Annotated in this window: 16 protein-coding genes; 7 read left to right on the top strand and 9 right to left on the bottom strand. The window is 66.8% G+C overall.

What is annotated here, in order from left to right; translation table 11 throughout:
• A partial coding sequence (locus NA11_RS42765; protein ID WP_069167839.1) for an outer membrane protein assembly factor BamB family protein occupies positions 1–1,381 on the bottom strand: 1,381 nt, incomplete at its 3' end.
• The gene (locus NA11_RS42770; protein ID WP_084655591.1) at positions 1,381–2,784 is read right to left on the bottom strand and encodes a hypothetical protein; all 1,404 of its coding nucleotides are present in this window, start codon (positions 2,782–2,784) and stop codon (positions 1,381–1,383) included. The genes NA11_RS42765 and NA11_RS42770, both read right to left, overlap by 1 nt.
• A 224-nt stretch (positions 2,785–3,008) precedes the next feature.
• Here NA11_RS42770 and NA11_RS42775 point away from each other — a divergent pair, with 224 nt between their 5' ends.
• From NA11_RS42775 to NA11_RS42800, 6 genes are all read left to right on the top strand, one after another.
• Complete coding sequence (locus NA11_RS42775; RefSeq protein WP_069167840.1) at positions 3,009–4,106, top strand: sensor histidine kinase; 1,098 nt, start codon at positions 3,009–3,011, stop codon at positions 4,104–4,106.
• Positions 4,103–4,756 carry a response regulator gene (locus tag NA11_RS42780; protein WP_069167841.1) on the top strand — a complete coding sequence of 218 codons (654 nt, stop codon included), beginning with the start codon at positions 4,103–4,105 and terminating at the stop codon, positions 4,754–4,756. Before NA11_RS42775 ends, NA11_RS42780 begins: the two co-directional genes overlap by 4 nt.
• Before the next feature lie 121 nt (positions 4,757–4,877).
• Positions 4,878–5,276: a hypothetical protein gene (locus NA11_RS42785; RefSeq protein WP_069167842.1), complete on the top strand. Its 399-nt coding sequence runs from the start codon at positions 4,878–4,880 to the stop codon at positions 5,274–5,276.
• Between the two features lie 25 nt (positions 5,277–5,301).
• Positions 5,302–5,691, top strand: coding sequence for a hypothetical protein (locus tag NA11_RS42790; RefSeq protein ID WP_069167843.1), 390 nt, complete (start codon positions 5,302–5,304; stop codon positions 5,689–5,691).
• Between the two features lie 41 nt (positions 5,692–5,732).
• Positions 5,733–6,587: a helix-turn-helix domain-containing protein gene (locus tag NA11_RS42795; protein WP_245746580.1), complete on the top strand. Its 855-nt coding sequence runs from the start codon at positions 5,733–5,735 to the stop codon at positions 6,585–6,587.
• A gap of 82 nt (positions 6,588–6,669) precedes the next feature.
• Entirely contained in the window at positions 6,670–7,788 is a 1,119-nt protein-coding gene (locus NA11_RS42800; protein WP_069167844.1) for a serine hydrolase domain-containing protein, read from the top strand.
• Between the two features lie 124 nt (positions 7,789–7,912).
• Here NA11_RS42800 and NA11_RS42805 read toward each other — a convergent pair whose 3' ends face one another.
• On the bottom strand, positions 7,913–8,422 hold the full coding sequence (locus NA11_RS42805; protein ID WP_069167852.1) for a GNAT family N-acetyltransferase: 510 nt from the start codon (positions 8,420–8,422) through the stop codon (positions 7,913–7,915).
• 269 nt (positions 8,423–8,691) lie between these two features.
• Here NA11_RS42805 and NA11_RS42810 point away from each other — a divergent pair, with 269 nt between their 5' ends.
• On the top strand, positions 8,692–9,156 hold the full coding sequence (locus tag NA11_RS42810) for a PaaI family thioesterase (RefSeq protein ID WP_069167853.1): 465 nt from the start codon (positions 8,692–8,694) through the stop codon (positions 9,154–9,156).
• A 54-nt stretch (positions 9,157–9,210) separates the two neighbouring features.
• Here the strand turns inward: NA11_RS42810 and NA11_RS42815 are convergent, their stop codons facing one another.
• The 6 genes from NA11_RS42815 to NA11_RS42840 all read right to left on the bottom strand — a co-directional run.
• The gene (locus tag NA11_RS42815; protein ID WP_069167845.1) at positions 9,211–10,053 is read right to left on the bottom strand and encodes an acyl-ACP desaturase; all 843 of its coding nucleotides are present in this window, start codon (positions 10,051–10,053) and stop codon (positions 9,211–9,213) included.
• A gap of 16 nt (positions 10,054–10,069) precedes the next feature.
• Positions 10,070–10,918 (bottom strand): SAM-dependent methyltransferase, encoded by an 849-nt coding sequence (locus NA11_RS42820; RefSeq protein WP_069167846.1) that lies wholly within the window; start codon positions 10,916–10,918, stop codon positions 10,070–10,072.
• Entirely contained in the window at positions 10,915–11,172 is a 258-nt protein-coding gene (locus NA11_RS42825; protein WP_069167847.1) for an acyl carrier protein, read from the bottom strand. The genes NA11_RS42820 and NA11_RS42825 overlap by 4 nt, the downstream gene beginning before the upstream one ends.
• The gene (locus NA11_RS42830) at positions 11,169–11,726 is read right to left on the bottom strand and encodes a PaaI family thioesterase (protein WP_245746581.1); all 558 of its coding nucleotides are present in this window, start codon (positions 11,724–11,726) and stop codon (positions 11,169–11,171) included. Before NA11_RS42830 ends, NA11_RS42825 begins: the two co-directional genes overlap by 4 nt.
• Entirely contained in the window at positions 11,726–12,514 is a 789-nt protein-coding gene (locus NA11_RS42835; protein WP_069167848.1) for a ferritin-like domain-containing protein, read from the bottom strand. Before NA11_RS42835 ends, NA11_RS42830 begins: the two co-directional genes overlap by 1 nt.
• Positions 12,515–12,541: 27 nt before the next feature.
• Positions 12,542–14,018 (bottom strand): AMP-binding protein (locus tag NA11_RS42840; RefSeq protein ID WP_069167849.1); only part of this gene is annotated, 1,477 nt, incomplete at its 5' end.

Consider the following 14,018-nt stretch of genomic DNA (forward strand, 5'->3'; position numbering starts at 1 on the left):
CGAGTGGGCGTAGGCCGATCATGGTATGTGTGTCGGTGAATACGTATGTACCGCTGCTCTTTTCGGTGAGTTGACCGTCGGCGATAGGGGTGGGTGCGTCGTTGACGGCGCGGAAGGGGATGTCCCAGATCGTGTCGCCGGTGTGCGGATCGATCGCCCACAGTCCGGCGTTGTCGGAGAGCACGGCGAGGCGTCCGTTCCAGGTGTGCACGGTGCCGAAGCGTCGAGTGGTGGTTTCCCACAGCTGGTGGCCGGTGCGGAGATCCACGCCGGTGGTGGTGCCTGCGCGACTGTCGAAGAGGAGAGCGGTGTCGCCGAGTGTGGCGACTCGGAGCGTGCTGCCGTCCCGGGTGACGAGGTCGGGGTTGGTCCAGCGCACGGTGCCGTCGCGGCGGTCGTAGGCGCTGTCGGCCAACAGGATTGGGATCGTGGCATCAGTGGGCCGATCGATCGCGACATCATGCACCGCCGCGCTGTCGGTGGTGGCGAGGGTGCCCCCGGTGCGGTCGAGGATATCTGCGCCGGTGCGTCCGTTGCTGCCTTCGGGGCGGGATCCCGGGCATTGTATGCGAGTACGGACCACGAGCGCGTCGAAAGTCCCACGGGCACTGGAACATCCGTTCAACTCGGCGGTCCAGGTCGGGCTGCCGGTGCGCAGGTCGAAACCGGCGAGGCCTGCACCGAGCCCGAGCACGCCCTGCCCGTGCGCGATATCAAGGGCTTGGCTGTCGACGCTGTCCCATGAGGTGCCCACCGCGAAGGCACGCGACCAGTGGGCTTTCGGGTCCGCGAGTGTTCCCGCGTGCACCCGGACATCATCGGACTCTACGTCGCCCTCCGCAACGTAGAGGCGATCCTGGTCGGCGGCGAGGCCGAAGATCAGCCAGTCGATTGGCGTTCGGGTGATGGCACCGGTGTCGATGTCGTAGCCGACCAGGGCGGGCGACTTGTCCAGCACGGAGGTGAAACAGATGAGCTTGCCGTCGACCGGAGTGTCCGCGCAACCACCCAGCCCGGTGGCGGGTGCGTGCCAGCGCGCCTTACCGGTGCGCGCGTCGATGCCATACATCTGTGGATCGCGCGGCGCTGACTCGCCTCGTGCCCCGATCACGGTGATCATCGTGTTCCCAGCGGCCACGAAACCCGCACTGCCGTGGTCGTATTCGGTCCCACCGACCGGAGTGCGGAACTCCGCGGCCGCCTGGCCCGCGAGCGTGGCGGCGTCGATCGACCAGGCGAGACCCGGTGCGGCAGAGTTGGTTCCAGTGATCTTGCGGATGCTGTCCTCGGGGTGCATCAGCACCGCGACCGCGCCAGCACTGGTGCCGACGGCGAGCACCGCGGCGAACACCAGACCGCGCACACCCGGTGGCCATGCCATCACTTCACCTCCAGTCCGGGGGTCAGTGCGATCGCCTCGAGTTGTGCGGCGCTGAGCAACTCGGGCGTGGTCTTGGCGGTGGATTCCACCCGCACCGCGGTGCCCGACGCCCGCGTCACGAGGACGGTCCGCATCACCCGAGTTGCATTCGCCCCGGCTGCCTCCGGTTCCCGAGTTTCGACGACCGTCCCGTCCGGCAGCGTTCGCATGCTGGTCGGCGGGTCGCTACTCGACGGCTGCGCGGATTCCGTTGGGCGCGTTGGTGCGACGGTGATCGCGATGTTCAGCTCCGACTGTTGTCCGGCGGCGGTGACCCGAACCGCCTGGCATACACCGGGTGCGGCGCGGCGCAGTGCGCCGAGCGGACCGTCGACGACGAGCGCAAACCCGCCGGGGCGCAGTGCGCCGAGCGGACGGTCGAGGACGAGGCCGTCGAGCGGTATCCGCGCCAGTACGGTATCCAGCCGGCGGGCGGTGGCCTCGTCGATCGCAGCGGAAGCTGCCGTCCAGGTGTGACAGGCCAGCGGCGGATCGAGCGTTCCTGGCGGGACCGGGGTGGTGACACGGATGCCGGGTGCGGCCGCCGCGGTGACAAGTTCATCGATGGTCATCGGCACCGTTCCGGTGGGCTTGCCGCCGTCCGAGACGTCGCTGGCGGACAGCCAAACCACCGTGCCGTCGGGCGCGTAGGCGGTGACGTTGCGTTCGAGCGTGCGCACGCCATCGGTTTCCGACCACGTGTCGTGTGTGTCGACGGTCGTACCGTCGGGGAGGCGGCGGCGCTCGTCGAGCGTGCCCGCGACGCACGCCGGGATCGGTTGCGTGCCTTGCTGGACCGAGATGAAGAGCGCGCCCGCCCGATCACCTCGCGTCAGCTTCGAGTGTGCGGTCGTCGACCCGCCGGATTGCGCGGTGTCCGCCGTGCCGGCAGGGCTGAAGATCGGCTGGAAGAACAGCGAGCTTTCTGCGGCCTCGAAGGCGAGGGAGACGCCGTCGGGCAACGCGTCGTGCAATGCCGCGGACATGGCGACGGCCTTGGGTCCGGAGAACCAGGGGTACGCCGGGTTGTCGTAACCGAATTTGTTCTCCGCCACCATGCCGGACGATCGGTTCTTGTCGGGTGGTTCGACCGTGGCACAGCCCGGAATCTGTATCGGGTACGTGACGGGCGGGGTGACGTAGGTGTGCTTCTTTTCCGGCTTCGGCTTCGGCTTTGTCGTGGTCACCGGCGCGGTCGTCAGTCCGGGTTCGGGGTGGTGCAGGAGCCCGCCGACGATCACGCCGCCCGCCACGATCGACAGGCACAGCAACCCTGTCGTCCACGCGGTGACAGCCCGCGACGGCTTGGCCGATTCAGCGTCGTTGTTGCCCGGCACTTCAGGCTCGTTGTTGTCCGGCACCATGCTCCCTCCCGATGTCGGTGACCAGCGTAGGGGGGCGGCACTGACAACACCCATTCGCGTCGATGCGCGCGGTCCGCGGCGGCGTCTCTACGTAGATCCGCTCATGAGAGTCGGCGCGTCGTGTACGCCGATCTGCGTATGCGAGATACCGCTTCGCCGCCGATGTCGAAAGGTGCTCGGCGGCCCAGGATTGGGTGCATGCGGATCGGGTGCGGGGGCGCGGGATGAGGATCGGAACGCCGCTGTTCGTAGATGCCGCAGTGGCTGTCGTGCTAGCGGCGGTAGGAGCGATCGGTACCGCGTTTGCGGTGAGCTCGACACGGGCCGAGGTGCCGATCGACGGGTTCGGCTTCGCGTTGTTTCTTGTCGCGGCGCTCGCACTCGGCGCGCGTCGGCACTGGCCGCTGCCGGTTTTCGTGGTGGTCGCGGTGTGCACGTCGGGGTACCTGGTGCTGGGTTTTGCCTATGGTCCGATCCTCGTCGCGTTCATGGTGTCGGTCTACACGGCCGCCAGGCGTGTGCGGTGGGCACGTGCGCTGCCATTCGCGGTAGCCGGGTTGGGTTTGCTGCTCATTCATCTCGTGACTCCGGGGACCAAGCTCGGTCTGCTCGGTGCCGCACCTGTCGCCGCGTGGGTGGTGGTGCCGTTCTGTGTCGGCGTCGTCTTCCGGCTCCGGCACGACGCGTCGGTGCGTGCGCGCGCGGAGACGATCCGCCGGATCGCCGACGACGAACGGTTCCGGGTCGCGCAGGAGGTGCACGACATCGTCGGGCACGGACTTGCCGCGATCAAGATGCAGGCCGACATTGCGTTGCACGTGCTGGCGAAGAAGCCGGACCAGGCGGAGGTGGCGTTGGCGGCGATCAGCCGGACCAGCAGTCAGGCGCTCGACGAGTTGCGCGCGACGCTTGCCGTGGTCCGAGGGGGCACCGAGCTCGCACCGAACCCTGGTCTGGCGCGGCTCGATGAGCTGCGCCAACGCATGGCGCAAGCCGGAGTGACGGTCACCGTGCGGACCCGGGGTGCCGCCGTTCTCCCTGCCGAGGTAGATCTCACCGGGTATCGGATCGTGCAGGAATCGCTGACGAATGTGCTGCGGCACAGCGGGGCCGGACAGGCCACCGTCGACATCGCCTATGAGCAAGACCAGGTGCGGATCGAGATCACGAATCCGACTGTCGCCGTGCCGAATACCGTCGAAGGATCCGGCATTCGCGGCATGCGCGACCGCGTGCACGGACTCGGCGGACAGTTCTGCGCCGGTGTCACCGACCAGCGCTTCGAGGTCCGCGCTCGCCTCCCGATCGGAGCCCGCTCATGATCACCGTGCTTGTCGTCGACGACCAGGACCTCATTCGCATCGGGCTGCGCACGCTGATCGATACCGAAGACGGATTGTCTTGCGCGGGAGAGGCGTCCGACGGATTGGCGGCCGTTCAGCTCGCGCGGCAGGTCCGGCCTGCGGTGATCCTGATGGACATCCGGATGCCGGGCATCGACGGGATAGAGGCGACGCGCAGGATTACCGCCGACCCCGCGCTGATCGACACCAAGGTCATCGTGCTGACCACGTTCGAACACGACGAGTACGTCTTCAATGCACTGCGGCACGGCGCGAGCGGATTCCTGCTCAAAGACACCAAACCCGCCGAGCTCGTCCAGGCCATCCGCTCGGTCGTGTGCGGTGGCGCGCTCATGTCACCGACGGTGACCCGCAAGGTCATTCGCGAGTTCGTCGCCGCCTCGCCACGGACGATCCGGCCGCACCCGAACCTGCACACTCTCACTGCTCGCGAGCGCGAACTCGTCATCCTGGTCGCCACAGGCCTCAGCAATGACGACATCGCCGAGCGACTCGTCATCAGTGCGGCCACCGCACGCACCCACATCAGCCGAGCCATGCTCAAACTCGGCGCCCGCGACCGAGCTCAATTGGTCGTCTTCGCTTACCAATCCGGCCTCGCCCACTGAAAGTCCTTGTTGTACGCAGATTTGCGTACAGCAACTGCCGCTGTTCAGTGGACGTTCGGCTCGCCCGCACGCAGCACGATGCAGGGGACACGAATCGAACACTCGAACAGGGGGTACAACCGTGCGCGGATCGAACGACCGACGCCACTGCTTGCTCATCGGAACCTGCCTCGCTCTCGTCCTCGCGGCGATCGGCGACGCGGGCCCCGAGATCATCGAATCCCGAAGTCTCATAGCAGGTTACGACGGCCCAGGACCGCTTATCTACCTCGCCTTCGCGGCCCTGGTCGCACTCGTGCGCTGGCGGTACACACCGCTGTTCGCGGTCGCGATGTCGGTCTTCTTCCTCTTCGGCGGTTTCGCCGACGCTGACTTCACGAACAGATTCATCACCCCGTCCGCGACCGTCGAATTCCTCGCCGCCTGGCTTCAGACCCTCAGCTTCGTCGCCACCATCGGCTTCGGGCTCGCCGCCGTCTGGTGGCGTTCCGCAGCCGAAACCTCCCTCTCCGCAAGGTAATAGCCGCACCCGAAAGGCTCAGACGATGACTACGCTCACCCGCCTGACGACAGCCCCGAGGAACACCAAGATGGCCCTCGCCGGTCTCGCCATCGGCATCCTCGGCCTGCTCATTCAATGGATCGCCGATCCGCCGAAGTTCGGCATCTTCCCGCCGGGCATCCTCGTCATCGCCGTCTGCGGCGCCCTCGTCGCCTTCGGTGCTCGCTGGTGGTGGACCCCGATTTTCGCCACCGCGATCGGCATCTGGATCGTCATCGGCGGGTTCCTCAGCGGCCAGCTCACCGAGAACCTCGCCTCCGGCGACCTGGGCACCATCATCGGCAATATCGTTATGTGCCTCGGCCTCCTCCTCGCCGCCGTCACCGGCGTACTGGCGATGATCGAGGGTCGTCGCCGATCGTCTTCGCAGTAGTGACGGTTCACCGGTCTGGGACTTTTCCGTAGCCTGGATGGGTGGGAGCTGTGGACGTCGAGCGTGGGCCAGGTGCGGAGTGGGACTTCGCGGGCCCGGTCGAGGCTGCGGGATTGGGGGCCACGATCATCGGTTATCGGGATGTGGGTGGGGTGGGGGTGGATCTCCGGGTCGCCGGGACGGCGGCGGTAACCGTGGTGATCGAGTTCGGGGGGCGTGGGCTGATCGTCGACGACGCTGTCGGTCGGCGGACGCTCGGCGGCTTCGTTGTCGGGCTGCCTATCGAGCCGATGCGGGTTCGCGGAGAGCGGGCAGCGTGCATCGAGGTTCGGCTGTCGCCGACACAGGCGTATTCGCTGCTCGGTGTTGCTCCTGGCGACTTGGGTCGGGAGGTTGTCGACCTGGAGGAGCTGTGGGGAGCGCGGGCTCGGCGGCTGCGTGAGCGCCTCGCGTCCGCCGAAACTTGGGACGAGCGGTTCGCGGTGACGAAATCATTTCTGGCACAGTGTGATACGGCGGCGCTGGCGCCGGATCCCGAGGTGCTTGCCGGATGGCATCGCATTCTGCTCTCGCACGGCCAGGTGCGGATCGGCGCGCTCGCCGAATCTGTTGGCTGGAGCCATAAGCGGCTGTTGGGGCGGTTCGAGTCGCAAATCGGGCTGACGCCCAAGCGTGCGGCGATGTTGGTTCGGTTCCGGTACGCGGTCGACGGCTTGCTGGCGGGACTGCCCGCCGCCGATGTTGCGGCGGACTGCGGATACACCGATCAGGCGCACCTGTGCCGCGATGTGTCGATCTTCGCTGACCAGCCGCCGCGGGTGCTGACGACGCATTACCTGCCGGCCATCGCCAAGTATCGGTACCGGGCGTGGGGAAATTTTTCCAATACCGGGTAGGACCTGTCGGTCGATAGTGGTGTCACTTCGGGTGCGGTCGGCGAGTCGGCCACCACCCACCGAGAGTGAGAGGACACCTCCCGTGACCAACCCCCTTGATCCCGCGAAGCTTCAGGACGCCCTGGCGGCCGTTCATCGGGCTGGCATGCCGGGAATCTTCGCCGAAGTGCGGGACGGCGACGAAATATGGAGCGGCGCAGCAGGAGTCGCCGATGTAGACACCGGTCGCTCCGTCACCGTCGATATGCGGCATCGCGTCGGCAGCGTCACCAAGTCGTTCACGGCCGCGGCCGTGCTGCACCAGGTCGAGAACGGTGAAATAAGCCTCGACACACCAATCGGTCACTACCTGCCGCGGTTGGTGCCCGGCGAACGCGGTGCGGTGATCACCGTGCGGATGTTGCTCAACCACACCAGCGGTCTCGCCGAGTACCTCCCGCACGCCTACCCCTCGCTCGCCGCATTCCCCGCCGTGGCGAAGACATCACCGAAGAGCCTGGACGACAACCGTTTCACCCGGTTCCACCCGACCGAGCTGATCGCGCTGGGGGTCTCGGCGCCTGCCACCGGGGCGCCTGGTTGCCGGCCCGGTGTGTATTCGAACACCAATTACCTTCTCCTGAGCCAACTTCTGGAGTTGGTGACCGGTCTCTCGGCGGAGAAATGCATCACCCGCGACATCATCGAACCTGCTGGGCTGCGCGACACCGAGCTCCCGACCGGGTCGGAGCTCACCGGACCGCACTCGATGCACTACGAGGCGTGGTTCGGCATGATCGAGCCGCCGCGCGACTACAGCGTCTTCGACATGTCCTGGGTGGGGCCCGCGGCGTCGCTGATCTCGACCGTCGCGGACATGAACCGCTTCTTCGGCCTGCTGCTGGACGCCGAGATCGTCAGCCGATCGTCGTTGGCGCAGATGCAACGCACCGGTCCGGTCATTTCCTTCGAGGGAAAGATCATCGAGTACGGTCTCGGCCTGCACAAGGTGACGGTGCCCGGAGGCGGCACTTACTGGGGCCATGACGGCTCCGCCTGGGGCAGCGGCGCAATGGCGATGATCAGTGCCGACGGCAACCGGCAGCTGTCTTTTGCGGTGAACCTGCAGCGATGGAACACGCTCGATCCCCAGGGGCGGCCGCAGCCGCACGCGATCGACGCCGCACTCCAGGGGTTCACCCAGCTGGTGCTGGGGGATTGACACGCGGCGACGGGTGCGCGCGTGCATCGAACCTGCGACATTGCGAAACATGAAGCTGGACAGTTGATCACTGGGAACTGGTGTAAGTGGCCACTCGGCCGATGCCGCCACCAATTCCCAGTGATCAATCGACCAACAGTGTTGTCTTCGTGAAGGCGTGGTACATCACGTGCAGGCCGACTCGGCCAAGGGTTGGGTGGGCGAAGGCGCCGGGGACGGTGCCGACGACTTCGAACCCGAGTCGTCGGTATACCTCGACTGCGGCGTGGTTGGTCTCGGCGACCGCGTTGAACTGCATTCCGGCGTAACCGGTTTCGCGTGCCCACGCCAACGCGTATCGGCACAGTGCGGTGCCGATTCCGCGCCCTCTGGCGTCACGGGCGACCATGAAGCTGGCGGTGGCTATGTGGGAGCCGGGGCCTGGGCGGTTCGTGTTCATGTGTGCGGTGCCGAGGATGCGCGATCCGTCGACCGCGACGACGGTGCGGCCCGGTGGCGCGACGACCCAGATCTGTGCCGCCTGCGCGGAGGTCAATTCGGGATCGTAGGTGAACGTTTCGCGGCTTCGGACGATATCGCGCACGATTGGCCAGACGGCGGGCCAGTCGGCATCGGTGTAGTCGCGAATGAACATAGTGCGGAACATATCGCCTTCAGCGGGCGCGGGCATTCGAATAAGTGGGTGCAGGCATTCGAATCGGTGGGCGAGTGCAGTCGAATAAGTGGGCACGGCCTGTGGCGACGTGGCTCTCGAAGTTCTCGCTCGACTCAGCGGCTGGCGGCGGGGAGGTGAGTAAACGCGATCACCCGATCGAAGGTGAAAATGCAAGGGCGGCAAGCCTGCTGGTGTTTACCGGGCGCTGATCGAATGGCATGGCACCGTTCGCCAGGGAGGAAGAGGCCATGACCAGCACCGATACGCACACCAACGGGACCGTCGCGTCCCGCGTGAATGAATTGACCACGGTATTCGAGCGTGGACTGCAGGAGAACCTGGGAGTCGGCGCGTCACTGGGCATTCGGTTGGAGAGCGCGGGCGACGGCTACACGCGGTACTACCTCGACCCGAACCCGGCCACCATCAACGCGATGTTCACCGTGCACGGCGGGGTCATCGCGACCCTGATGGACACGGCGATGGGCAGCGCGGTCTTCACCAAACTCGGTGACGGCGTCGCCTATACGACGCTGGAGTTGAAGGTGAACTTCATCCGGTCGGTCACCTTGGACGGCTCGCGGCTCACCTGTGAGGCCAACGCGATCCACGTCGGCAGGCGCACCGCGACGGCCGAGGGCCGGATCACCGACGGCAACGGCAAGTTGATCGCACACGGCTCGACCACGATCCTCGTGCTGCACCAGGACTGAACACGAGAACGGCCCTGCTTCCGAAAACCATTCGGAAGCAGGGCCATTCGCATTTCAGGCCACCGAGCGGCACTCCTCGATGAACCGCACCAACTCGTCTACGCGATCCGTGCGGGCATCCACCGCGCGGTCGATCACTTTCACCAGATGCTCGTAGGCCTCGGTGTGGTCGTAGGACGCCACGTCGGCGATCTTCAACGCCCACCGCCAGTACCCGCGCATGGTGTCGGCCAACGGCATTCGGAAGTTGGCGATCACGTCGCGGATCGGCTCCACCGTCGCGTCGCCGTGCACCCGAAGGTAGCGCCCGACCACATCGGCCATGAAGCTGAAATGCCGTGCCTCGTCCCGGGACAGCTTGGCCAGCACCGCCGCGAGCACCGGATCGTCGACCACGTCGCGCAGGTGCTGGTAGTACATCTGCGTCGCCTTCTCCTGCACCAGCGCGTAGGCGAAGAATTGCACCGGATGGTCATAGGGCAGGTCGAACGGCTTCTGCCCTTCGATCGCCAATTCGGTACGCAGCGCACCACGTTCGGCGATCCCGGCCGCCTCCTGGTAGCGGGCCAGCGCGCGAGCGTGCGTGTCCTCCTCCAACGCCCAGCGCACGGTGAAGTGGTACAGCTCCCGGTTGTGCACGAAGGTGTCCCGGTCAACGCTGTCGTCGACCGGGAAATACCGGTGGTAGACCTCGAAATAGCCGGGCAGGTGGTCCTCGATGAGGGTGACGAACTGTACCGCCGACCGCTGACCCTCGGTGAGCCTGCCCGCGTCGGCGCGCTGCCAGTTGAACGCGGTCTCCACGTCCCAGGCCCGGGACGCGGGCGAGGCGGCCAGGAATCCGTCGACCGCCTCGACCATGTCGCCGACGGGTATCAGTGCTGACTCGATGTTCATCTGCCTCTCCTTGCCGTCAACGGGCTTTGCGACAGGTCAGCGCGTAATGCTTTGTCGTGTAACCCCATCCGGCGTTGGCGATCTCCAGATAGTGCCGCAGTGCGGCCGCCTGGCCCATCCCGTGCGCATCGATCCGTTCGGCCGCCGCGTTCACGTTGGCGATCCAGTCCTCGATGGTGCGCCGGTAGTGGTCGGTGAGGTCGTCCACCGCGATGATCGAGAACCCGGCGTCCTCAGCCCCGGCGACCAGCTCGGACAGTGGGCGCAGCTCGCCGAAGCCGAAGATGTCGTTGCGCACGAACTCGGTGCCGACCTTGCTGTCGAAGGCGGTGCGAGCCTTGTCGTTTCGGAAGCAACTCTCCGAGACGTACAGGGTGCCGTCGCGGCGCAGGACCGCGCGGGCGCGCCGGAAGATCTCGCCGAGATCGGGCATGTGCACGATCGACCCGAGCAGCGTCACCGCGTCGACGCTGCGGGCGGGCAGGTCGAGCCGTTCGAAATGCCCGACCTTGGTGTGCACGCGCGCGGAAACCCCACGGGCGGCGGCCTGTTCGGCGATGTACTCGTGCTGGCGCGGCGCCGGGCTGATACCCGTGGTGTCACACCCGAATTCCTCGGCCATGAACAGGATCAGCGAACCCCACCCGCAGCCGACGTCGAGCAACTGCTCACCGCCGCGCAGCCCGAGGCGATCGGCGACGAACCGCAGCTTGTGCCGCTGCGCCTGCTCCAGCGTGTCCGTCGGCGAGGTGTAGAGCGCGGAACTGTACTTGCGCAGCGGGTCGAGGAACTGGCCGAAGATGTCCGGATCCAGGTCGTAGTGCTGGTTGGTGTCGGCGGTGGCCGGCTGGTCGGTGACGGTCACGCCGCCGCCTCGCGCAGCGCCCGATCGACGACGAGGACGACGTCGTCGAGGCTGGACAGGCCGAACACGTCCTCGTCCTCGAGCTCGATGTCGAAGGTCTTCTCGATCTTGGCGACCATGCGGAGCACCCGCACCGAGTCGACGCCAGCCATGCCGCGCAGGTCGGCGTCGGGCCGCAGGTCGGCTTCGGCGATGCCGGTCTCGGCGACCGCGATCTCGGTGACGGTGCGCAGGATGTCGGCGGGAGCGGTCATGAGTGGACTCCATTCAGCGAGAAGGGCGGATCGCCCAGTGCGTTCGAGGTGGTCAATGCGGTCGAGAGCAGGGCGACCTCGTCGTCGCCGAGCGTGAGTTGATGGCGGACGTCGTCGAGCACGAACGGCTGATAGGCCGCGGTCGACGTGGCGCAGACGATGCCGTTCGCGTCGATGATCTCGGCGGCAGCCTGGATCGGCCGGTCCGGTGCGTGGTCGGACAGTGTTGCGACACAGCGGTATTCGTGATCGACCAGCAGCGGCGTGATGAACCGGGTGCGCTGGGAGACGGTGAAGGCCGGGTGGTTGCGGGCGAGCACGATCAGGTTGCCCATCACCTCGTCGCAGATCACGCCGATCAGACCGCCGTGCACCACACCGGGATAGGACTCGAACTGCCTGCTCAACCGGAAGCGCGCCTGCAGCCCGTCGGGATGCGGGGTGAAGGTCAGTCGCAGGCCGGTCTCGTTGTGCGGGGAGCAGCCGAAGCAGTGGTAGTCCGGGATCACCGACCACGGCACCTGGACGGCCTCGTGCATGGGATCGTCCATCATCAGGCGATCACGTCGGCTAGTGCTCGGCGCACCTTGGCGTTGCTGGACAGATCGAGCCCGGTCATGTTGGCGAAGGTGCGACGCACCTTGTCGTGCAACACATCCAGCTCGCCCTCGGCGGCGACCTGCTCGAGGAACAGGTCGAACCCGGTGTCGATGGTCTCGTGGTCGCCGAGCTCGCTGATGCCTGCCTTGAACGTGCTCACCGGGTGCTTGATCTTGGCCTCGGAGCTGTAGACGTAGAGGGTTTCGAGCACCGAGGGCAGTTCGTCCGGCCGCTGCTCGAGCCGTTTGGTCGCGTAGTGGATGAATTCGCGGGCGTGCCCGGCCTCGTCCCGACTCGCGTTGAGCAGCAACCCCTTCAGCACCGGCTCCTGCACCCAGCTGGCCACCGCGCGGTAGATGTGGTTCACCGTGAGTTCGGAGATGATGTTGGTGGCCAGGGTGGCCGACGGCGTGCTGCCCGGTGCGTAGGGCTCACGCATGGAGTCGACGGCCTTCTCGTCGACGCTCTCGCCGACCGCGCCGAGCCAGGACCGGAACGCGTAGTGGTGCTGCACTTCCTGGTAGCCCCACACCACCGCGAAGGTGGAGAAGTCGTAGTCGTCGACGAATTCGTTCATGAAGCCGTGGACGGCGGCGATCACGTTGGATTCGCCCATCGTCGCGCTCTTGGCGAGGGTCACGTACTCGGGCCGGACCAGGGCGCGGTCGACCGCGTCGAGGTCGAGGTCGGCCAGCTTCCAATGCAGGCGCTCGTAGTGCCGGAAGACGTCATAGCTGTGCACGGGTGACTCCACTTCGTTCGTTGGTTGTCATCGGCTCTCGGTGATGAGACTGCGGGCGGCGAGCCGCTGCAGCTTGCCGCTGCTGGTGCGTGGAATGCTGCGTGGCGCAACGAGATAGACCTCGATCGCGGTCAGCCCGATGGCGGCGGCGACTTGCCCGCGGATCCGGTCGCCCAGCGCATCGGCGGCCGCGCCGGTCAGTTCGGACTCCGCGATGAGCGCGATGACGTCCGCGCCGTCGGGGTCGATGGCGGCGGTGCAGCGGCCCTTGTAGACGCCGTCGAGGTCGCGCACGGCGGCTTCGACGTCCTGGGCGTAGTAGTTCACGCCGCGCACGGTGATCATGTCCTTGGCCCGCCCGGTGACGAAAAGCTCTCCGCCACGCAGGTATCCGAGATCGCCGGTGCGCAGCCAGCCGTCGGCGAACAACCCGGCGACGGTGGCAGGGTCGGCGGTGAGGTAGCCGTCGGTGACCGAGGCGCCCTGGATGAGGATCTCGCCGACCGCGCCGTCCGGCAGCTCGTGGTCGTCGGACGGGTCGACGATGCGCAAGCGCAGCCCGTCCACCGCGGAACCGACGCCGGCCACCGCACGCGCGCCCGTGGAATCGGACGAAACCAGCTGTGCGCGGGCATCATCCGACAGCGCGGCCCGATCGACCCATTCGAACACCGGTGTCCGTCCGAGCGGTGGGAAGGCGACCGCGAGGGTCGCTTCGGCCATGCCGTACACGCCGAACATGGTCGTCGGAGCGAAGCCTGCGGGTGCGAAGCGCGTGCAGAAGGCGTTGACCACGTCGCGGGAGATCGGCTCGGAACCGTTGAACGCGATCCGCCACCGGCTCAGGTCGTAGTCGGTGACGTGCTCCGGCGGTATCGCGGCGAGCAGCGCCTCGTAGCCGAAGTTCGGCATGGCGGTGATCGTCGTTCCGCTGGCGGCGAACTCGGCCAGCCAGCGTGCCGGATCCTTCACGAAGGCCATCGGCGACCAGACATGAGCGGGAATGCCGCGCAGGATCGCCGAGAGCGTGCCGAACAGGCCCATGTCGTGGAACAGCGGCAGCCAGAATCCGCCGCGATCGGTGAGGTCGAGGGCGATGCCCGTGCGGATCGCGGCCAACCCGCTGAGCACGTTGTGGTGGGTCAGGCGAACGCCTTTGGGCGTGGCGGTGCTGCCCGAGGTGAACTGCACAATGGCGAGGTCGTCGCCGGCGAGGTCGGGCAGCGGCAATGTCGCAGTGGCCGCTTCCTCGAACAGTGTTGCGGTATCGACCAATTCGACGGACACCGCGTCACCGAGCAGGGCCGCCAAGTCGGCGAACCGATGCGAGACCAGCACGGTGCGCATGCCTGCCGCCTCGACGATCGCGGCGAGCTTCTGTGGATACCCGCCCAGCTGGCGGGTGCCCGCGGGCAGCGGCAGCGGTGTGGCCGCGCCGCCTGCGGCCGCCACGGCGAACAGGCTGATCAGGAACTCGGGGGCGTTGGGGGACAGGATGCCGACC

Source organism: Nocardia altamirensis NBRC 108246 (genome assembly GCF_001612685.1).
In the GTDB taxonomy this organism is placed as follows: domain Bacteria; phylum Actinomycetota; class Actinomycetes; order Mycobacteriales; family Mycobacteriaceae; genus Nocardia; species Nocardia altamirensis.